The organism is Ferrimicrobium sp., assembly GCF_027319265.1.
Classification (GTDB): Bacteria; Actinomycetota; Acidimicrobiia; order Acidimicrobiales; family Acidimicrobiaceae; genus Ferrimicrobium.
Map to the genome: position 1 here is coordinate 126,720 of NZ_DAHVNP010000031.1, position 20,731 is coordinate 147,450.

18 protein-coding genes are annotated in these 20,731 nt (G+C 57.9%); 9 read left to right on the top strand and 9 right to left on the bottom strand.

Going from position 1 to position 20,731, the window contains the following annotated elements; genetic code table 11:
* Nucleotides 1-31 precede the first annotated feature (31 nt).
* The 5 genes from M7439_RS04910 to M7439_RS04930 all read left to right on the top strand — a co-directional run bounded on the left by M7439_RS04910 (nt 32) and on the right by M7439_RS04930 (nt 6,166).
* Nucleotides 32-634 (top strand): ANTAR domain-containing response regulator, encoded by a 603-nt coding sequence (locus tag M7439_RS04910; protein ID WP_298346233.1) that lies wholly within the window; start codon nt 32-34, stop codon nt 632-634.
* Nucleotides 609-3,272 (top strand): DNA polymerase I, encoded by a 2,664-nt coding sequence (polA, locus tag M7439_RS04915; protein WP_298346235.1) that lies wholly within the window; start codon nt 609-611, stop codon nt 3,270-3,272. The genes M7439_RS04910 and polA overlap by 26 nt, the downstream gene beginning before the upstream one ends.
* 146 nt (nt 3,273-3,418) lie before the next feature.
* A complete protein-coding gene (gene rpsA / locus M7439_RS04920) occupies nt 3,419-4,666 on the top strand; it encodes a 30S ribosomal protein S1 (RefSeq protein ID WP_298346237.1) in 1,248 nt (415 codons plus the stop codon).
* 16 nt (nt 4,667-4,682) lie between these two features.
* Entirely contained in the window at nt 4,683-5,303 is a 621-nt protein-coding gene (gene coaE / locus M7439_RS04925) for a dephospho-CoA kinase (RefSeq protein WP_298346239.1), read from the top strand.
* Between the two features lie 38 nt (nt 5,304-5,341).
* On the top strand, nt 5,342-6,166 hold the full coding sequence (locus M7439_RS04930; RefSeq protein ID WP_298346241.1) for an HDOD domain-containing protein: 825 nt from the start codon (nt 5,342-5,344) through the stop codon (nt 6,164-6,166).
* Between the two features lie 44 nt (nt 6,167-6,210).
* Here the strand turns inward: M7439_RS04930 and M7439_RS04935 are convergent, their stop codons facing one another.
* The 4 genes from M7439_RS04935 to M7439_RS04950 form a co-directional block, all read right to left on the bottom strand.
* Nucleotides 6,211-8,178 carry a M13 family metallopeptidase gene (locus M7439_RS04935; RefSeq protein ID WP_298346243.1) on the bottom strand — a complete coding sequence of 656 codons (1,968 nt, stop codon included), beginning with the start codon at nt 8,176-8,178 and terminating at the stop codon, nt 6,211-6,213.
* A gap of 643 nt (nt 8,179-8,821) precedes the next feature.
* Nucleotides 8,822-9,682: a choice-of-anchor A family protein gene (locus M7439_RS04940; protein ID WP_298346245.1), complete on the bottom strand. Its 861-nt coding sequence runs from the start codon at nt 9,680-9,682 to the stop codon at nt 8,822-8,824.
* Nucleotides 9,683-9,841: 159 nt separating this feature from the next.
* Nucleotides 9,842-10,111 carry a DUF6295 family protein gene (locus M7439_RS04945; protein ID WP_298346247.1) on the bottom strand — a complete coding sequence of 90 codons (270 nt, stop codon included), beginning with the start codon at nt 10,109-10,111 and terminating at the stop codon, nt 9,842-9,844.
* Between the two features lie 5 nt (nt 10,112-10,116).
* Nucleotides 10,117-10,863: a dienelactone hydrolase family protein gene (locus M7439_RS04950; protein ID WP_298346249.1), complete on the bottom strand. Its 747-nt coding sequence runs from the start codon at nt 10,861-10,863 to the stop codon at nt 10,117-10,119.
* A 274-nt stretch (nt 10,864-11,137) separates the two neighbouring features.
* On the opposite strand from M7439_RS04950, the gene uvrB reads away from it, so the two are divergent.
* Nucleotides 11,138-13,120: an excinuclease ABC subunit UvrB gene (gene uvrB / locus M7439_RS04955; protein ID WP_298346250.1), complete on the top strand. Its 1,983-nt coding sequence runs from the start codon at nt 11,138-11,140 to the stop codon at nt 13,118-13,120.
* A 125-nt stretch (nt 13,121-13,245) separates the two neighbouring features.
* Here the strand turns inward: uvrB and M7439_RS04960 are convergent, their stop codons facing one another.
* On the bottom strand, nt 13,246-14,415 hold the full coding sequence (locus M7439_RS04960; RefSeq protein ID WP_298346253.1) for a PspA/IM30 family protein: 1,170 nt from the start codon (nt 14,413-14,415) through the stop codon (nt 13,246-13,248).
* A 26-nt stretch (nt 14,416-14,441) separates the two neighbouring features.
* Here M7439_RS04960 and M7439_RS04965 point away from each other — a divergent pair, with 26 nt between their 5' ends.
* Genes M7439_RS04965 through M7439_RS04975 form a run of 3 tightly spaced genes read left to right on the top strand, consistent with a single transcriptional unit; the run spans nt 14,442 to nt 16,568 of the window.
* On the top strand, nt 14,442-14,882 hold the full coding sequence (locus M7439_RS04965) for a hypothetical protein (protein ID WP_298346255.1): 441 nt from the start codon (nt 14,442-14,444) through the stop codon (nt 14,880-14,882).
* Entirely contained in the window at nt 14,879-16,024 is a 1,146-nt protein-coding gene (gene rodA / locus M7439_RS04970) for a rod shape-determining protein RodA (protein ID WP_298346257.1), read from the top strand. Before M7439_RS04965 ends, rodA begins: the two co-directional genes overlap by 4 nt.
* Entirely contained in the window at nt 16,005-16,568 is a 564-nt protein-coding gene (locus tag M7439_RS04975; protein WP_298346259.1) for a bifunctional nuclease family protein, read from the top strand. Before rodA ends, M7439_RS04975 begins: the two co-directional genes overlap by 20 nt.
* Here M7439_RS04975 and nadC read toward each other — a convergent pair.
* From nadC to M7439_RS04995, 4 genes are read right to left on the bottom strand one after another with little or no spacing between them, the layout of a single operon-like run.
* A complete protein-coding gene (gene nadC / locus M7439_RS04980; protein WP_298346261.1) occupies nt 16,531-17,472 on the bottom strand; it encodes a carboxylating nicotinate-nucleotide diphosphorylase in 942 nt (313 codons plus the stop codon). The genes M7439_RS04975 and nadC overlap by 38 nt on opposite strands.
* The gene (locus tag M7439_RS04985) at nt 17,466-18,986 is read right to left on the bottom strand and encodes an FAD-binding protein (protein WP_308464400.1); all 1,521 of its coding nucleotides are present in this window, start codon (nt 18,984-18,986) and stop codon (nt 17,466-17,468) included. Before M7439_RS04985 ends, nadC begins: the two co-directional genes overlap by 7 nt.
* Nucleotides 18,986-19,975 carry a quinolinate synthase NadA gene (gene nadA / locus M7439_RS04990; protein ID WP_298346265.1) on the bottom strand — a complete coding sequence of 330 codons (990 nt, stop codon included), beginning with the start codon at nt 19,973-19,975 and terminating at the stop codon, nt 18,986-18,988. Before nadA ends, M7439_RS04985 begins: the two co-directional genes overlap by 1 nt.
* A 35-nt stretch (nt 19,976-20,010) precedes the next feature.
* On the bottom strand, nt 20,011-20,706 hold the full coding sequence (locus M7439_RS04995) for a hypothetical protein (protein ID WP_298346267.1): 696 nt from the start codon (nt 20,704-20,706) through the stop codon (nt 20,011-20,013).
* Between the last annotated feature and the right edge of the window lie 25 nt (nt 20,707-20,731).

A 20,731-nucleotide genomic window follows, 5' to 3' on the forward strand; every position in this document is an offset into this window, starting at 1 on the left:
CGGATTGGTTCGGGAGGCAGTGAGGAACGACATGACACAGCGAATCATCATTGCAGAGGATGAGGCCATCATTCGACGTGACCTCAAAGAGATGCTTATTGCCGAGGGTTACGATGTCGTAGCCGATGTTGGGCGCGGTGATGAAGCGCTTGAAGCGGTTCGTACCATGCGCCCGGCCGCCGCGGTTTTGGACGTCAAAATGCCCGGCATGGATGGGCTAACCGTTGCTGAAGCCATCAATGCTGAGCACCTCTGTGCCGTGATCATCCTCACCGCCTTCTCGCAACGATCTCTGGTGGAGCAGGCTCGAGAAGCTGGCGTGATGGCCTACCTCGTGAAGCCATTCCAAGCCAATGATCTCGTGCCCGCCATCGAACTTGCTCTCGCTCGCTTCGACGAGAAGATGCTGGTGGAGGGGGAGCTTGAGCGTATTCATGATGAGCGCCGCAGACTCGAAGAGAAGTTGGAGACGCGGGTGATCATGGATCGCGCCAAGGCCCGGCTGATGGATGAGTATCAGCTTTCCGAGTCCGAGGCATTCCGATTCTTGCAGAAGACCGCGATGGATACCCGTGGCAGAGTCAAGGACGTGGCGGAGAGGGTGATCGATGGAGACCTTAAACCTGGACAGTGATAGCAATAGCCCTCGAAGGCTTCTTGCGATCGATGGCTATTCCTTGATGTTTCGAGCGTTCTTTGCGATTCCTCCGATGCAGGGGCCGAGCGGCCCCACCAACGCACTCTTTGGTTTTTTTCGCATGGTTATCTCGGCAGTGAGTCAATTTCAACCGACCCACATAGCGGTGGCACTTGATCATCCCTCGCCAACCTTCCGCGATGAGCTGTTTGCTGACTATAAAGGGGGAAGAGCAACCACTCCAGATGAACTCCGATTCCAGTTGGATGCGGTTCGGGGTCTTTTACGGGCACTGGAGATTCGGACGATCGAGATGCCGGGGTATGAGGCGGATGATGTGATTGCAACGCTGACCCGCGTCGCCGAGGAGCAACAGTTCCGGGTAGATATCGTTACTGGAGATCGAGATATTCTCCAGCTGGTTGCAGATCCCCTCGTACGCGTCCATCTAACGAAGCAAGGGGTTTCGAACCTGGGAACGATGGATGAGGCCGCCATGATAGAGAAGTATGGGGTCACTGCCCGGCAGTACTGCGACTTCGCGGTTTTGCGAGGCGACAAATCCGATAATCTTCCAGGGGTTCGTGGTATCGGTCCCAAGACGGCTGCCCTTCTTCTTCATCAATATGACAATCTTGATGGCATCCTTGCCAACGCAGCGGAGTTGCCGGCCCGTCAACGGTTGGCTTTGGAGGAGTCGGCCCCGGAGCTACCCCTGTTTCGGCAACTGGCGGCACTTGACCGAAGAGTGCCGATTGAGGTATCGCTCGATGAGTTGCGCATGCCTACGCAGATCGATCATGCTGGCGCAGAGCGACTCTTTGTTGGCTCGTTTGGGTTGCGTTCCGCGTACGAGAAGCTGAGCGAACTCGTCGGACATCGAGTGAGCGAGGACGATCATCGGGATCTGGTAACCACGACGGAGGCTGCCGCCTCGTTGGGGGCACTCTTGGCCAAGGAGCCAGAACTACTCGCCGTAACGGCACGATTCGATGGTGAAACCGGGAGGTCGTCACCGACGATCCTTGGCGTTGGTGCCAGTGTTGAGGATGGGACGACCGCTGTCTGGCTTACTTCGACGCCATGTCGACCTGGAGGCTCACTTGAGGCCGTTGGGCTCGCCGGCGTCTCCTTAGCCGGCATCGGCCTCAAGGAGCTGCTGCGGTCATTGAGTCTCACCTGCCAAAAGGAGCTCGATCCTGGTGAACTTTATGATCTAGGAGTGCTCGCCTACGTTCTCGATGCCTCAGAGCGACGCACCGATCTACACGCAGTGGCCGAGCTGCTCCAGGTGAGCTGGACAGAAGAGGAACCACAGGGTCTCTTTGACGGCAATCTGTTGGAGGGTAGGTTGCGCCAAGAACTCGGAGCTATCCCGCAACTACTCTCCCTCATGCTCGCACGTATCGAGGCCGAGGACGTCGTTCGTTTGGCGAAAGAGATCGAGCTACCGCTGGTCAAGGTGTTGACGCGCATGGAGATTGCGGGCGTTGCAGTTGATCGAGGAGTGCTCGAAGAGATCGGCGCAGCTCTTGCCTCTGACGCGGAATCGACCCTCACCGCTATCCATGCACTCACGGGTCCGTCCTTTAATCCCAATTCTCCGAAGCAGCTTGGGACGATGCTCTTCGATCAGTTGGGTTTGCCGACGGGCAAAAAGACCAAGACGGGCTACTCGACCGATGCGCGAGTTTTGGAGGGCCTCCGGGATCAACACCCACTGGTTGGCCTGGTGCTGCGATTCCGGGAGTTGGATAAGCTTCATTCCACGTTTTATGAGGGGCTCAAAGCTGAGGTCGCCAAGGATGGCAGGATTCACGCGACCTTCAACCAAACGGTGGCGAGGACCGGTCGGATCTCTTCGGAGCATCCGAACCTCCAGAATATCCCGGTTCGTTCTGAGGAGGGACGTCAGTTCCGTAGGGTCTTTGTTGCTCCTACCGGTTCGCTTCTGGTCGCCGCAGATTACTCGCAAATTGAGCTACGAATTCTCGCGCATCTCAGCGGTGATCCGCGCCTTATCGAGGCATTGCGCGGCAGCGGCGATGTGCATGCGATGGTTGCAGCCTCGATCTATGGAGTCCAGCCAGACCAGGTCAGTTATGAACAACGTGCGGTCGCCAAAATGGTGGCCTATGGCCTCTCCTATGGGATGGAGACCTATGGGTTGGCCACGCGACTCGGGATCGCGAATGAGGAGGCGGAGGCGATTCTTTCGGCGTTCTTTAGTGCCTTTCCAGGGTTGAAGGAGTACCGGGAGCGTGTCATCCAAGAGGCTCGGGAACGGGGATACACGACGACGCTGCTCGGCCGCCGCAGGTACTTACCAGAGTTGCGCTCTGGTAATCGAGCACTTCGTCAAGGTGCAGAGCGTCAGGCGATGAATGCACCGACCCAGGGTCTTGCAGCGGATATTTTCAAGATGGCATTGGTGGCACTCGACCAGCGACTTGCAGGGACTGAGGCCCGATTGGTGCTCCAAATCCATGACGAAGTTGTTGTTGAGGCACCGAGTGCGGATGCCAAAGGTGTCGCTGATGTGGTTGAGTCGACACTCACCGGTGTGATGGACCTTGCGGTACCGTTGGTCGTAAACGTTGGCATCGGTGCGAATTGGGCGGAGGCCAGGCGGTAGACCGCTTGGGTTAACTCTTGGAGAACAGCGGGAGGAATTTATTCCGTCGGAGCCGGGACGAACAGAATTGGGCTATCATTATCTGAGAGTCGTGAAGACTCTAATTGTATTGGTTCAATTTTTGAAATATTCGGGTAAGGAAGTTCATGAGCGAAGCGGACGTGGCAGCAGAAGGCGTAGCCGATGCGGCCGCAGATACCATTGTGGTAGACGATCTTGGCGAGATGGGTCTTGAGGATGCCATCGCAAAGAGTGTTGTCGACTTCGACGAGGGGGATGTGGTCATCGGCACCGTCGTCAAAGTCGACAAGGACGAGGTCCTTTTGGACATCGGGTACAAGTCGGAGGGGGTTATTCCGCTTCGTGAGCTGTCGATCCGTAAGGATGTCGCCCCAAGCGAGGTCGTGAGCCCCGGCGATAAGATCGAGGCGCTGGTCCTGCAAAAAGAGGATAAGGAGGGACGCCTCGTTCTCTCCAAGAAGCGCGCACAGTTCGAGAAGGCGTGGAAGGAGATCGAGGCGATCAAGGCTCGCGATGGGGTAGTCCGAGGTGAGATCATCGAACTCGTCAAGGGCGGGCTGATCGTGGACATCGGTCTTCGTGGTTTTCTTCCCGCCTCATTGGTGGATCTGCGGCGCGTCCGCGATCTCACTCCCATGATTGGGCAGGACATCGAGGCAAAGATTATCGAGCTCGACCGCAATCGGAACAACGTCGTGCTGTCGCGCCGCGCCTTCCTTGAGGAGAATCAACGCGAGCAGCGAGAGGAATTCCTTACCAGCATTCGGCCTGGAGAGGTGAAGAAGGGCGTCGTCTCTTCTATCGTTCACTTTGGCGTATTTGTTGATCTTGGTGGGATGGACGGCTTGGTCCATGTCTCCGAACTCTCATGGAATCATGTGGATCATCCCTCATCAGTGGTATCCGTCGGCGACGAGGTCCAGGTCCTGGTCCTTGAGGTCGATCAAGACACCGAGCGGATCTCACTCTCGTTGAAGGCAACACAGCGCGATCCCTGGCAGGAGTTTGCGGCCGCTCATAAGGTCGGCGAACTCGTCTACGGTCGTGTGACGAAGCTGGTTCCGTTTGGCTGCTTCGTGCAAGTTGCCACCGGCATTGAGGGCCTGGTGCATATCTCAGAGATGGCACTCCACCATGTGGATCTGCCTGAGCAGGTAGTCACCGTTGGTGAAGAGTTGTGGGTGAAGATCATCGATTTGGATCCACAGCGCCGTCGCATCAGTCTCTCGATTCGCCAAGCGCTTGAGGGGGGTGAACTCGCTCCGGAGTATCGTGATGCGTTTGCAGAATATGGATACGACGAAGAGGGTAACTTCATCGGCCCAGCCGAAGGCGACGACGGGGCCGTCGAGACCAACGAAGACACCGAGTAATCGACCGGCTCGCAACGTGGCGGGTCAGACCCATCGAACCCGAGTCATCGCGGTCACCGGAACGATCGGTTCTGGCAAGACTGCGGTGCTCGGGTTTTTTGCGCGTGCCGGTATTCCTACCATCAGTGCTGATGTAGTCGCGCGCGAGGTGGTAGCCCCTGGTACTCCGGGTTTACGTTCGCTGGTCGAGGCCTTTGGCTCTGACATTCTCACGGAAGATGGGGCGCTCGATCGGCAGAGACTTGCGGAACGCGTATTCGGCGATGACCTGGAGCGGCGGCGGTTAAATGGGCTCACGCATCCGCTCATCCGTTCCCGGATGGGCGAACTGGTCAAGCACTATCGAGAGCAAGGTGCCGATGTGGTTGTCCTTGAGATTCCCCTGCTTGAGGAGCGCACGATCAAAGAGTACGAAATCGATGATGTGCTGGTAGTCGTGATACCCAAGGAGCTCGCCTTGGAGCGACTCGTGAACCAGCGAGGGATGGACCCACACGATGCCGTCGCTCGTCTGGAGGTCCAGGCAAGCGATGAGGATCGTGAGAGGTTTGCGCGTTGGAGGGTGGTCAATGATGGCTCCTTCGATGGCCTTGCCTCCCAGGTTGCCAAGATTATCGAAGAAGTCAAGAACTCCTAGCGGCGCGCCGATACTGGAACTCATCCAGGAGGTGCGGGTTGGATCTTATTTCTGCGGAGGATATCAATCAAAGGATTGAAGTTCTTGAGGCGTCCCATGCGGTGGCGACGCGGCTCCTGGCGCTTGTTGAGCGTGATGATGTTGGAGCACGAGAGGTTGCTACGGTTCTTAGCGCTGACCCCGTGCTCGTCCAGCGCATCATGCGGATGGCGAACTCCGCCTACTACGGGACGGGAGGTCGGGTCAGGGAGCTCCATGCAGCCATCGCGATTCTCGGCTTTGACGCCGTGAAGTCGTTGGCGCTCACCTCCTTCGTAGAGGGCACAGGGACGATCACACCTCAAGACTGGGAGCATTCGATCACCTCAGCCGTCGGAGCAGCGGAGGTCGCCCGGATGATCGGTGCTGATCAGCAGCAGGCATTCTCACTCGCGCTCTTACATGATATCGGCGAGGCGGTCATCGCAAGTCTTGATTCGACCTTTCATGAGTTGCTAGCGAATAGGAGAGCGATGCCGTTGACGGCCGATGGTGAGTTGACGATGCTGGCAGTTGAACGTAAGCGCTATGGCCTCCATCACGCAGCGATCGGCGCCGACATGCTAGAGAGTTGGAACTTTCATCCTGATCTGGTCCAGGCGGTTGCACAACACCACACCCCGAAGGGTTCTCTCTCGCGAACCCATGCTGCGCTGGTCGATGGGGACCGGATCGCACACCTCATCACCTGCGGGTTGAGCCTAGACCAGATCCGTGAGACTCCAATGGTGCTCTTACCACACTACGTCGACGATGCGCGGCTAGCGGGCGTCATAGCCAACATACAGGCACGATCGGCCGCCATGATTGCGGACCTGTTCTAGCAGTTAGAGGCCTTGAGTACGACGGTAGCTGTCGAGCTGCTGCGCTACCAGATACGCACTCGCTCGGTCGGTGCAAGCCACATCGGATCGGAGGGTTTTGTTGCAAAGGCCTCGTGGAATGCATCGATATTGCGCACGACTTGATTGCAACGAAATTCGTTTGGTGAATGGGGGTCAGTTGCCAAACGTCGCAGCATCTCCTCATCCCTGCGCTTATCACGCCAACCGAGCGCCCACGCGTAGAAGAAGCGCTGTGCTCCAGTCAGCCCCTCGATGACCGCGGGTTCTTGGCCAGCCAAGGAGAGTTGATAGGCAACCCAGGCGATGCCGAGTCCTCCGAGGTCTCCGATGTTCTCGCCAATGGTGAGCGATCCGTTGACCGAATGCCCTGGTAACTGTTGCGGGGTTAGGGCGTCGTACTGGGCAATAAGCGAGCGGGTTCGTTGTTCGAAGGCTTCGCGATCCTGTGTGGTCCACCAATCCTGAAGGCGGCCATCCCCATCGTAGCGAGAACCTTCATCGTCGAACCCATGCCCGATTTCGTGCCCGATCACCGCTCCGATCGCTCCGTAGTTTGCTGCGGCATCACGGTCGGCGTCGAAGAAGGGGTACTGTAAGATCGCTGCAGGGAAGACGATCTCGTTGAAGCCGGGGTTATAGTAGGCATTCACGGTTTGTGGTGTCATAAACCATTCGTCTCGATCAACGGGTTGGCCAATTTTGCGGAGCTCGCGATCGAAGTGCCACTGCGCGATGCTACGGATATTATCCCAGAGGTTGGTGGCTCCGACGGTGAGAGATGAGTAATCCTTCCACTTGGTGGGATAGCCAATCTTGGGCCGAAAGGCGTCGAGTTTATCAAGCGCGCGACGCTTGGTCTCGGGAGTCATCCAATCGAGATTGGTGATCCGATCCCGGTACGCAGCGAGAAGGTTGGCGACGAGCTGATCCATCTGCTCTTTGGCCCGTAGGTCAAAGTGACGTTCGACATAGATCTTGCCAACCGCCTCTCCCATACCACCCTCTACAAAGGCCACCCCTCTCTTCCAACGATCCCGCAGTTGGTCAGCACCGGTGAGCATTTTCCCATAGAACGAGAAGTTTTCCTGGACAAATGCCTCGGGAAGGTACGGTGCTGAGGCGTGGATCACGCGCCAAGCGAGCCAGTCCTTCCATGCTTCGAGATGATCCTCCTTCAAGAGGCCTGCCAGTCCCTCGAGAAAGCTGGGCTGGCGTAGGACGACCTCCTCGAGTGCCTTCTGGGGGGCGTCAAGACCAACGGCCCAGGTGTCGAGGTTGAAGGTGGGAGAGATAGCGGCGATAGTGGCCTTGAGGTCGTCGAAGTGCACAAGATTGTAGGTCTTGACGGAGTCACGGCAGGCGACGTTGTCCCAGTGGTGTTCGGCGAGTGCGTCCTCTAGGGCCACAATGCGCTGAGCCCGGGCGGTCGCATCGGTTCGGTTGGCGAGGTCGAACATGCGGGCGATGTGGGCTACGAGTTCATCGTGGATTGGCCCAAAGTGTGGTTCTCGATAGTAGCGCTCATCAGGGAGTGATAACCCGCCCTGTTCGATGAAGACGAGATAACGACTGGGATCGCCAGGGTCGCTATCGACGAAGAGATGGAAGGCACTCGCGAGCCCTTCGCGCTGAGTCCGTCCGAGGAGCTCCAGAAAGCCCTTGAGGTCATTGACGGCATCGATCTGCGCTAACAGGGGCTCGATCGGTTCTCTGCCATTGCGTTCGATAGCCTCAACGTCCATAAAGCTGGCATAGAGATCGCCCAGCTTGCGTGCCTCCGTTTCCGTCGAGGCGGCGGACGCCTCCTCAAGGATGGAGCGGACACTAAGTTCTGCCTGTTCAGCGAGCATGACGAAGGTGCCATAGGTTGCCTTGTCGGGTGGGATTGGGGTCGTCTCAAGCCAGTGCTCATTGACATGGCGGAAGAGATCCTCTTGTGGTCGTATAGCCGAACTGAGGTCCGCAAAGGGTATGCCTGCATAGTGATTCATATACTCATCCTAGAGACGGACTTATGGCGATCGAGCTGGCTGTGCGATGGCAGTGATGCCGACGGGGCAAACACCGGTAGATGATGTTCCTTCGTTACGTGTTGGTTGTGGTGGGTGTTCTTGAAGCGCCTGGTGTGGGCTATTCTTGCTGTAGCGACCGCTGAGATGCTCACGACCGAAGTAGCCGCTTGGTGTCATTGGGGTGACACACTTGGGATCGACGCACTGACGTAACGGTGCGTGAGGGCCGAATGTAGGTCATGGCGCGCCGCGATGTCGCCTCTGTGGGACGTCGTGGGTTGATGGTAAGGTGATAACGGCACCGATATGTTGATATCGACCCTTGACTTGGGACGCATGGTGATCGGCTACGCGCCCCAGCTCCGCTGGCTTCGCGCAACTGTATCCGGGACCGGGAACATGCAGGTGGGGAGGGGGAGCGAACTGCAGGTAACAAATGAGCCGCTGCGTCCCACTTCGGGGCTGGTGGGCCTAGAGAGGTTCAGAATCTGCGGCCAAGACCGATCAGAACATCTACGAGACCCTCGGAGCCGAACGTCCTCTTCGGCGTTGAGGTCACAGAGGATATTTGATGGCGACCGTAACGTTCGCGGTGGTTCATCTGAGGTGGATCACTCCAGACCTACGGTGCAGTGATGCGAAGTGGGCCCTGGGCGACAGAGTGGCTATCATACCTCGCTGAGGGGACTTTCTGGAGGTCGGTGACAGGGTACTGTGGCAAGAGACCATCAAACCCTGCTTGGGAATCATGGATGGTCATGGGGGTCGGTGTGCCCATGGTGAGGTTCTGGGTCAGGATGTCTCCGCGCATGACAGTTGGTCCGATTGTCGTCGCCACTGGTGCCAGCACACTTCCAAGAAAGGACGTTTTGGGTAGTCGGACAACGCTCGCTTGGGCAAAATTCCAGAGGACCTTTGCGATTGACGGACCTGCGAGCACCGTTGTGTGCAGTTCATCGATGGTCTGCGCGGCACGTTGAGAGAGGTTGAGCAACACGGTCGCGGTGCGAGGGGCGTCGATGAAGACCGTAAATGGCTTCGCGGGGAGGGTAGAGAGATCCACGATATCGAGGGTGCCATTGGTGCCTGCGATCCGTATACCATTGGGCACTGAGTGGATCGTGGTATTCGGTGTGAGCTGCGCCCACCGATTTGCATCCAAGCGCAGGATTTGTTCCACGAGCCCGAAAGCCAGAGGTGTGGCACCGCAGGAGTCGCTAGTGCACACCATTTTGGCCTCCAAGGGGCGTGACGTTGCCCTCTGAGTGGTGTGCGAAAATGCGACTGTGCCGGTGACCGTACCATCAATGGAGGCCGTAGAGGCGACGAAGGTGCCCCAGGCGAAGGGCTGTCGGGTACCAAAGCTAGGGGCGCTGGCTGCGGTTAGTTGTGCGGAACTCGTGGGCCGCGCCGCACCTGGGGCCTGGCTCGTGGCGAGGCCCGCCATGGCAATGAGTGGCACGGCGAGCAACGATCGAATCATCTATACCATCCTTGGATCCAAGCACCACCGGTGCATCTACTATAACGACTCAAGGAAGTTTAGACGAAACATAAGGTATTCACGCGGAAACGTTAAGAAATTCTACGCAACAGCCGATAACAGCCACGCTCGGGCACTGTCGACACTCACAGTGGTGGTTCAACCCTCGCCAAGCAGACCCTCTGGCGCTTGTGCAAGCATCGTGAGAATAGCCTCGGCGAGTTCTTTCGCTGAGCGCGGAGAGAGTTCGAGGGCAGCACTGCGTTTGGGGCTATCCTGGTCGGCAAAGAGATCGATGTTGAGTGAGTGGGTTGCAGGGAAGGCAACGGGATGGTCGAGATAGACCGAGACGGTCTTGACCCGTTCCCATGCGGAGCCACTTTTTGCGTTTCCGACGAGGTCGAGCGTGGCTGTGGTGTACGTGCACATAGCTGTTACGCCCCCAGGTAGGTGTCGAAGAAGCGGAAGATATGCCCCCATGCGTCCTTGGCCGCCTCGGGTCGGTAAGAGGGTGCTGCGGTGTTGAAAAACGCATGACCTGCACCGTCGTAACGATGGAATTCGTGTGGCTTGTTGAGCTTGGTCAGCTCCGCATCCAGCGCGTTGACCTCCTCGGGGCCAGGATAGGAGTCATCGTTGCCAAAGAGTCCGAGCACAGGACCTGAAAGCTTGCTTGCACGATCGATGACAGCACTGACCTTCATAGGTGATTCGCTTGGAGGTTGATTGACGACGAACGCACCGTAACAGTCCACCACGGCATCGAAGGGGAGTTCGCAACCAGCCAGAAATGCTTGACGGCCTCCGGAACAGTAGCCGATGACGGCACTCTTGCCATTGGCGGCGGGTTGATGGAGAAGGTACTCTCGTGCACCTCCTACATCCCCAAGGAGACGTGCATCGGGCACCCCGCCCTGTGCACGTGCGATGGCAGCGGCATCATCTGGTGCGGCCGTGGGTGCCTCGCGAAAGTAGAGATTTGGCATCAGTGCCCCATAACCGTGACGAGCAAAACGCAGCGCGATCTCCTTCGTCGCCTCATCGTAGCCAGGCATATGGTGGATGACCACCACGGAACCTCTCGCGGTCCGTCCGAGTGGACGAGCGTAGAATCCTTCAATCCAGTCACCATTGGCACCCTGGAAGGCGATCTCTTCTCCAAGTACGGCATGATCTGTCATGGAACCTCCAAGTCGGGTCGCATGCTCATTCGGATGAGCGTTGTGGGTCGGTAGTTGCGATGTGCAACTACCGATTACCTTAACCGCTGGTGGTGCCCAAGGCGTCAGATAACGCAGGATCCACCAGTAGTGCCGGTCCTTGGAAAGGGTGTGGTAGGGCTGGCTACTTGCGGCACGCTGGACCAGATGGCGACGTGGGTCGAGTCAGAGAAGGAGATGGATGGCACATAGTTGTGTGTGAACGTTTGAGCTATGACGCGCCTAGGCTGGGTGTGTGCCAGAATTTCAGGTGGTCTCAAACTATGAACCGGCTGGGGATCAACCGAAGGCTATCGCAGAGCTTGCCAAGGGAGTTGCCGATGGCGAGCGGTTCCAGACTCTCCTTGGCATCACTGGCTCGGGCAAGAGTGCGACCATCGCGTGGACCATTGAAGCAGTTCAACGTCCAACACTGATCATCGCGCCCAACAAGTCGCTTGCAGCGCAGCTCGCCAATGAGTTTCGTGGCTTTTTCCCCCATAATCGGGTGGAGTACTTCGTCTCGTACTATGACTACTACCAGCCGGAAGCGTATCTCCCAACGACAGATACCTACATCGAGAAGGATTCGTCAATTAACGATGAGATCGATCGTCTGCGTCACGCCGCCACGTCGGCTTTGCTGACGAGACGGGACGTCGTCGTTGTCGCATCGGTCTCGTGTATCTACGGCCTCGGGTCGCCGGAGGAGTACCAGGGCCAGATTCTTCCGCTCCAGTGTGGCAAGACTATCTCTCTACAGACGATGGCGCGATCACTGGTGGCGATGCAGTATGAGCGCAATGACGTCGAGGTATCGCGAGGTAAGTTTCGATTACGCGGGGATACGGTTGAGGTGCATCCAGCGTACGAGGAGTACGCCATGAGGATCGAGTTCTTTGGCGACGAGATTGAGAGGATCTCAAAGGTTGACCTCCTGACCGGCGAATTAGTCAAGGATCTGGACGAGTTCGTGATTTTCCCTGCCACCCACTACCTCGCGAGTCCAGAACGTCTCAAAGTGGCCATGAACGGCATTGAGGATGAGCTCCGTGACCAGCTTGGATACTTTGAAAACCAAGGCAAACTCCTTGAGGCACAGCGTCTCAAGATGCGAACCGAGTTCGATCTCGAGATGCTCGGTGAAGTCGGATTCTGCTCGGGAATCGAGAACTATTCTCGCCATCTCGATGGTCGCAAAGCTGGACAGCCTCCCTACACGCTGTTAGATTACTTCCCCCAGGACTATCTGCTTATCATCGATGAGAGCCATGTCACCGTGCCCCAACTCCGTGGTCAGTACGCCGGTGATCGCTCGCGCAAGGAGACCCTCGTGGAACATGGATTTCGCCTACCATCGGCGATGGACAATCGTCCACTACGTTTTGACGAGTTCTATGAGCGCATCAACCAGGCCATCTTCCTTTCTGCGACACCCGCGCCCTATGAGATCTCCCAATCGTCTTCGGTGGTCGAACAGATTGTACGACCAACAGGACTGCTCGATCCCGTTGTAGAGGTGCGTCCTACCAAAGGGCAGATTGACGATCTCCTCAGAGAGATCCATCGTAGGGTTGAGGTGAACGAGCGTGTCTTGGTGACGACGTTGACAAAGAAGATGGCCGAGGACCTGACGGATTATTTCGAGGGACTCGGGGTGCGCGTACGTTACTTGCACTCTAATGTTGAGACGCTGGATCGTATTGAGCTAATCCGTGATCTTCGCCTTGGGGAGTTTGACGTGCTTGTAGGCATCAACTTATTGCGGGAGGGTCTCGATCTCCCGGAGGTCTCACTGGTGGCCATCCTTGATGCGGACAAGGAAGGGTTTCTGCGCTCCGAAACCTCGCTGGTACAGACGATCGGGCGTGCTGCACGTAATAGTCATGGTACGGTCTTGCTCTACGGGGACAAGGTGACGCGGTCTATGGAGTATGCCATCTCCGAGACCGCGCGAAGGCGAGCAGTACAGGAGCACTACAACGAGATTCGTGGGATTACTCCAACAACGGTAACAGCGCGCCTCGGAGACCTCATGGGTGACGAAAACTCCCCATCACGGGTCCCCAAACTGCGACGGTCAAAGGTGGGCGAACGCTACGCTCACTTGGCCCCTGAACAGCTCCAGGAGGTCATCAGCGCGCTGAGCGTTGAGATGGAGGCATGCGCCACTGAGCTCCGTTTTGAGGAGGCTGCAAAACTGCGCGATGACATCAAGGAACTCAGCCGACTGCTCTGATAGGGGACAGTGCTCATCGAGAACAGGGCGGAGCAGGCAGATAGGCACCCAAGGGCGGTCCTGATCCGCCGATTGCCTCACCAATCTGGCGCGGTTCGACGAGTCGCGGAGTACAAAGGGCGGGGTTAGCTCTCCGTCGTCTCAGCAGCGGCACCCACCTCATTGGTGGCAGTGCCGGTAGTCGGAGCCGTTGCGTCTTGTGTTGCAGCTGGCGCATCAAAGAAGAGTTTCTTCGCTTCGTCGAGAGTCATATCTGGACTTGGCAAGACGATGTCGGCCTTGGTGGCGTCCGTCTCATCCAGAGCTATGCCGTTGGTTGAGACGAGAAGCCCAAGCTGCTTGACCAGTTGTGCAAATGATTCAGCGTCGTTCTTGTCAACCGCCATCTCTAGCGCTGCGTCGAGCCCATCGAGGGCTGGTCGAATGGAGTTGGGAATGCGGAAACGGTTCTGGCCCAGTACCCGAACCACAAACGAGTCACCGGCCACCGGTGCTGGGCTAGCTGCTGCGTCGGTGGTAGTTGTGTCCGATGCATGGAGCTCCTTAGTATCGTTCGAATTCGTCGGCGCTGCAAGACTCGCTGGCTGGGCTGGACCGTTGAGCTCTGCCTTCATTGCGGCAAGTTGTAGATCCACGTCGTTTGCCGAGGACTTCTGAGCGAGCGCTGCTTCGATATCATCGCCGTGGCCGCCGAGTGACGGGGAGTCGAGCACGCCGGAGTTCGCTAGTTCGCCGACGGCTGCAGCCCGTGATTGCATCTGTGAGATCTTATCTTGGGCGCGATCCATCATCATGTTGACGTCTGTCATCTGATCTGAGAGTCCGGTAAGGTTCTCCAACGCCGAGGAAGATGCCTTGGCGGCGGTGTATTGGGCCTTCATGGTGTCACGCTGTGCGCGAAAGGCCTCGATCTTGGAGTTCAGCGTTCGACCGGTCTCCTCTAGCGCACTCTCTTGCTGGGCGAGTTGGTTGATCTGCGGGGTGAGAGAGTCGATCTGGGGTTGGATGGCGGTAGCTCGTTGCAGGGCCATCTTCGCGACATCCTCCTGTCCTTGCTGAAGAGCCTGCCGTGCTTGACCCTGCAGTTTGTCGTATTGGGCCTGCAGTTGTGCTCGTTGTGCCTCGAGGCGCTTTTGCGAGGTGAGAACATCGGCGATCGACCTGCGAACTTGCTGGAGATTCTCCTGCATCTTCTCGTAGCTGAGGTCGATGGCCTGCGTTGGGTCCTCAACCTTATCAAGGAGTGCATTTGACTTCTGTTGGAAGACCTGAGAGACGCGCTTGAACATGCTCATGAAAGGATCTCCTTAACCCTAAAGTGATGATGGTTAGAGCTATTACTCTATTACCTATCATGGTAGCAGAGAATGGTCAAGAATCAGGTGACGCCTTTGGCGATGCGGCTGACGGTCTGGTAGATTCCTCAGACTTGTTCAAGCTGGCTGCGGAGGCACAGGCGTTAGAGACGGTGGGTCTAGAGCGGGTATTAGAGCTGTTCAAGGATCGGCTTCACACCGAGACGAAGCGTAAGCAACGTACCGACTACTTCGATGTTGGTGCTGAACGATTTATCATAGAACGTGACAAGGACGGCAAGGTCCAATCGAGTCGAGTAGATCATGTGGTGGGCGGCGTGCGAATCCGCACTGAGACACTCAAGCTATCCGACTGGATCGCCACCGCGCTGGTGCGCTTTCAAGCAGAGGCAGGACAGAGCGTCATGGCCCGATCTGCCCTCGAAAGGCTTCTGGGTCTGTCATGACCCAGATGGCTGTCCGTCGCAAGACGAGTCTCTGGCGCGAATTGAGCCGGATCGATCTGTTGTTAGCGATCGTGGCGCTAGGGATTGGAGCCTTTGGCGTCATCATGATCTACTCCGCCACCAAGGAACAACTCGTGCATGCGGGCATCTCCGGCCATTACTACTTTGAACGCCAGGCGATTTACTTTCTGCTCGGTGCGGTGGTGATGGTGGTCCTCGCGTTGATCGACTATCAACGGATTGCGCATCTGGCCTATCTCATTTACGGCGCTAGTCTTCTCGGGCTGCTTGCTGTGCTATCGCCGATCGGCACCTCACAACTCGGATCGCAGCGATGGTTCCAACTCGGTCCGATTCAGATACAGCCCTCAGAGTTCGCGCCGATCGGAGTCATATTCGGAGTCGCCGCCTACGTCGCCAATCGAGATGATCCCATCGATCTCCGGGCGGTGATCACTATCCTCCTGATGGGAGGTATCCCGATGGTGTTGGTGATCAAACAGCCTGATCTTGGAACGGGGATCGTCATCGGCATCATCACGGCGCTGATGCTGGTGATGGCGGGTGTCCCAGCGCGTTATCTGCTCGCGCTCGTGGTGGTGGGTGTCGTTGGAGTGATTGCAGTCCTTCATGTGGGTTTCCTCAAGAGTTATCAGCTGCACCGCTTGTTATCCTTTCTTAACCCGAAGGCAGACGCATCGACCTTCGGATATAACCTCGCCCAATCCAAGATTGCCATTGGCTCCGGACATATCTTTGGAGTTGGCTTGTTTAAGGGGTCGCAGACCACTCTGGCCTTTGTGCCTGAACAGCAGACCGATTTCATTTTTACCGCAATTGGAGAACAACTTGGTTTCGTTGGATGCGCCGCTCTCTTGGCAGGGTACGCGATACTGATATGGCGAATGTGGAGCGCAATGCGCTGGGCAAAGGACATCACGGGGACGTTGATCGTGGCCGGTGGGTTGGCTTGGATCGGTTACTCGGTCTTCCAAAACGTGGGTATGACCATAGGGATCATGCCCATTACAGGTATTCCATTGCCGTTGATCAGCTACGGCGGTTCGGCGATGCTCGCCTTTCTCGCGATGGTGGGTCTGGCACTGAATGTAGGGGCCCAGCGTGCCCGTACTAAATCCTGACAGCTTCAATCTCGCCGGCTTCGTGCCCTGCCGGATGGTGCGTGTGGGCGTCGACCTTCCAGAGCCTTTTGCGCGTATCACACTACTCCCGGATGATACCTCGCTCGTGGCGTTTGAGATCCCTATCTCGATCGAACAGGCTCGTCAGCTTTCCCTGATTGTCGCCAAGGAACGAGCACCGAGACCGATGACGACCGAGCTCATGCAGGACATCCTGGCCTCGTATGGGATGGGTGTCAGTTACGTAGCGCTTGAATCCGTCATCGATGGCAATGTGCATGCGATCTTGGCACTCTCAAGCCAGGACGGACGCACGCGCCTGTTCAGTGCTCGGCCATCCGATGCGATCATGTTGGCGCTCCTCCAACCGGTGCCAGCACCCATCCTTGTGTCACCCGCGCTCGTTGGAGAGAGATCCGAGGTAGAGGCTGGGGACGCAGATGGCACCGCACCAGGGGAGGGGAGGGACGCGCTGGATGCAACCCCGTTGTCTGATGCCTCTGCACCTACGCGTCGGGATAGTCGAGACCAAGATCAAGAATAGGTGTGGAGTGGGTGAGTGCACCGACCGCAATATAATCCACCCCGGTTTCGGCGATCGCTCGTAGGCGATCCAGTCCCACGCCACCGGAGACCTCGAGTCGACAACGGCCTCGACTGATCTGTACCGCCTCGGCGATCATTCCAAGTTCCATATTGTCGAGAAGAATGAGATCGACGGCAAGGTCGAGGGCCTGGTGCAGTTGGGTGAGGTTATCGACCTCGACTTCGAGTGGTCGATCCGGGTGCGATAGCCGGGCGCGGGTCACGAGCTCCTCCATGGGCGCGAAGGCGAGATGGTTGTCTTTGATGAGAATACCGTCCCAGAGACCGAGGCGATGGTTGCTGCCACCCCCGCAACGAACCGCATACTTCTCCAAGCTCCGTAATCCCGGAGTCGTCTTACGGGTGTCACGTATGACCGCCTTCGTCCCCACGACGGCTTCGACGTAGCTCCGCGTGGTGCTCGCCACCCCCGAAAGATGGCAGAGGAGGTTGAGCATCGTCCGTTCTGCTGCCAAGACCGTCCGAAGATCACCACGCAGCCAGGCGAGTGTCGCACCGGGTTCCACCATTGTCCCATCGGTGACGATTGGATCATAGGTCGGTGCTGCGGTGCCTAAGCGTTCTGCCACCCGGCCTAGTACCACCGGGGCCACCGTTTGACCAACAAAAACCCCATGGGCCCGGGCGCGCAGTGTCAGCGCTACTACCTGATGAGCTACGAGTGAGCCGGTGAGATCTCCTGCGGTTGAACACGGGCGTAGTTGCCGCGTCGGTGCGACACCATCGGCCCCGGGGAGAGGGTGGGTCTCCTCGGCGGCGGTGACGGGCTCAACGAGATCCTCGTCGAGGGCTAGATCGATGAGGGCCAGATCGACGATAGGGCCCGGGGATAACATCACCATACCCGAGCCTCTCGACGAGGAGTGGACCCGATGGCGAAGGTGAGGCGGTAATGAGGATCCTCAGCTTGTTCATCGGCACGTGTGTGTGCACCGACGGTGCCGTGGCGCTCTTTGGCGGCGATGAGCATCATCGAGACGAGGTGCGATGCCAGAGTGAGTTCATGGGCACTGAAGGGATCCATCTCACAAGTCGCCACGTCGGTGAGCGCCTCGAGGGCAGTCTCGAGCGCCACCGCGTCGCGTTCGATGCCGAGGGCGTCGTCGACGATGCGAGCCAGAGCAATGCGTGATGGCGCCGTGGTTGGTAGGTTGGTGGAGCGTGGGAAGTGGGTTGGAGCTGCGGAGTTGGGAGCGTCGACAAGGTGGCGAGCCGCGCGTCGACCAAAAACCACCCCCTCGAGCAAAGAGTTCGATGCGAGGCGATTCGCGCCATGGATCCCGCTGCTGGCGCATTCACCGATCGCATATAACCCGGGAATACTGGTCTCACCCCATGTGTCAGTCACCACCCCACCAATGGTGTAATGTGCCGCTGGCCGTATCGGCACTGGGCCTGTGACGATCGGATCGTGGCCCCGTTGTCGGGCCTCACGCACAAAAGTCGGGAACCGCTTCTCTAATATCTCCCCTCCGATTGGCCGGGCATCGAGGTAGGCCTGACCGCCATGGCGATACATGGCACGAGCAACCTTGTCTCTGGTGGCGAGCTCTCCGGCGGGATCGCTCGCAAAGAGAAAACGCTTACCCTCCTCATCGACGATCCAGGCCCCCGCTCCGCGGAGCGCCTCTGTCGCTAGCGAGAGTGGAGATTCCGATAGCGCGATGGCGGTCGGATGGAACTGGGTGAATTCGAGATCTGTGGCGATCGCCCCCACACGATAGGCACTCACAATTCCGGTACCAAGGTTGGCGTTGGGAGAGGTGTGATCCCCCCAAAGGCCGGTAGCGCCGCCAGAGGCTAACACGATGCGAGGTGCACGGAGGAGTGTCAAGGCGTTCCGGTGGCTGATCATGATACCGATCACGCCGCTATCATCATTGAGGAGTTCGACCATCGTGCCATCGATCGGTGTCACGTTATCAGCGGCCCGTTGGCGTGCCCCGAGGGCGCTCATGATGGCGGCACCGGTCGCATCACCATCGGCGTGCCAGATTCTTGGCCGTCCGTGGCCGGCTTCGCGTTCAGGCAGTGCCTCAAAGACGACACCTTGATGCTGAAGAAACTCGATAGCGTTCGGCGCCTCGCCGACGAGTAGGGCAACGCGTTCGGGGTCATTCAACTCTCCGCCCGCCACGATGGTATCGCGAAGATGTTCGGCGGGTTCGTCGTCGGCTCCACGGGCTGCGGCCATGCCCCCCTTTGCCCAGTGACTGGAGGTCATGGTAAAGCTTCGGCTGACGATGGCGATGCGCAACGTTGATGGTAACGATAGCGCCACGGTGAGGCCAGCGATACCGGCACCGACCACCACGACGTCGAAGGAGAGGTCGTGACTCGGCGTCATCTGCATCATCAACCCCATGCGCGTAACTCCGGATCGACCATGCGTTCAACGGCTAATCGTGCCTTGGCGGCGATCTCTTGGTCGACGTGGACCTCGCCGACGTGATCGCGCAGCGTCTCGACCAGGCGTTCGGGGGTGACACGGTTCATGTACGGGCACCGTGCACGAGGATTCACGGCCTCAAAGCGCACCGCGGGGTTGGCGCTGATGAGGTCGGACATGATGCCGATCTCGGTAGCGACAAGGACATGGGCCGCCGTCGAACGCTTGGCCTCCTCGATCATCTGGTTGGTAGAGAGGATACGTATCCGCTGGGAAGTGGGTCCGCCACTGGCGTCGGCGAGTTGGTAGAGCGCGGGCGTGGTGCAGCCACACTCCGGATGGATCATCAGGGTGGCGAGAGGATTCTGCGCCATCTTGTCGGCCAAATGTTGAGGGGAGATGTCTGCGTGGACATGGCATTCTCCCATCCAGATATGCATTCCCGGGTGGCCAGTGATCCGTTGTACGTAGGCACCAAGAAACTGATCCGGCAAGAAGAGTACCTCGCGATCCGGAGGGATGGACTCAACTATCTCAACGGCGTTGGCAGAGGTGCAGCAGACGTCGGCGAGGGCCTTGACGGCAGCCGAAGTATTGACGTAGGCCACGACGATGGCCTCTGGGTAGCGGCTCTTCCACTCGATGAGTTCTGCGGTGGTGATCGAGTCAGCGAGGGAACATTCGGCATCCTCGGCAGGCAAGAAGACACGTCTCTCTGGTGAGAGGATTTTGGCAGTCTCGGCCATGAAGCGCACCCCAGCGAAGATGATGGTGGTGGCATCAGTATCACGCGCTCGCTGCGAAAGGTAGAGGGAGTCGCCGGTGAAGTCCGCGAGTTCCTTGACCCATGCGGGCTGGTAGTTGTGTGCGAGAATGACGGCGTTTTGTTCCTCGACCAGCCGAGCAAGCTGCTCCCGGTATCCTGTCATATCCACTGGCGGTGCAATTATGCTCATGATGAGTATTAGTCTATCGACTGTCGTACGGATCGCTACCTTTGGGACTTGCGAACCCGATAGAGTAGAGCGGGTCTTCCCAGTGTCTGGTTGACCGCGATGTCGATCGATTCGAGGTATCCGGAGTCGAGTAGTTTTCGACGAAAATTTTGGGTGTGGAGTCGCACACCGAGCAGCATCTCCGTGCGATGTTGCAGATAGGAGAGGGTGAAGGCGGCCGGTTCAATCTCCTCGATCACGGGTCGTCGATCCAGGGAGTGACGAATCGTCGCCAGGGCCGTGGCGAGGAGGCCTAGATCGTATTGCGAGAGCTGCCCGTTGGCGGCATCGTGTTGGTCGTTGATTCCGCGGGAGGGTTCGTCCAGGTCCGCCTGGCCGTTGCGATGGTCCTCTTGAGGTAGGAGGTGATATAAGGGTGTCCAGATCAGGTCGTCCCCGTTGATGAATTGACTAGTGGTAAAGCCGTAATAGCAGATGTCGATCGCCGGAGGGTGTTGGCTGAGATCTTGGTCCGCGCCGCATTGGGTGAGGGGTGAGATGGTCAGGCCCAGTGTTCGCCGAAGAAACCGCTCGGCGTAGTGCGTGAGTGTTACATCGAGCTCGCCAACGCCAACGCGTAGCAGTGAGAGCCTTGCGCAGGATCGGTTGAGCAGTACGTATGGTTGTTCGTGAGAGAGCAAGAAGGGCACCACGGCGATCGAGATCGGCGGGTGAACATGACATGGGTTCATGGCACAAACGTTACTCGATCGCGTT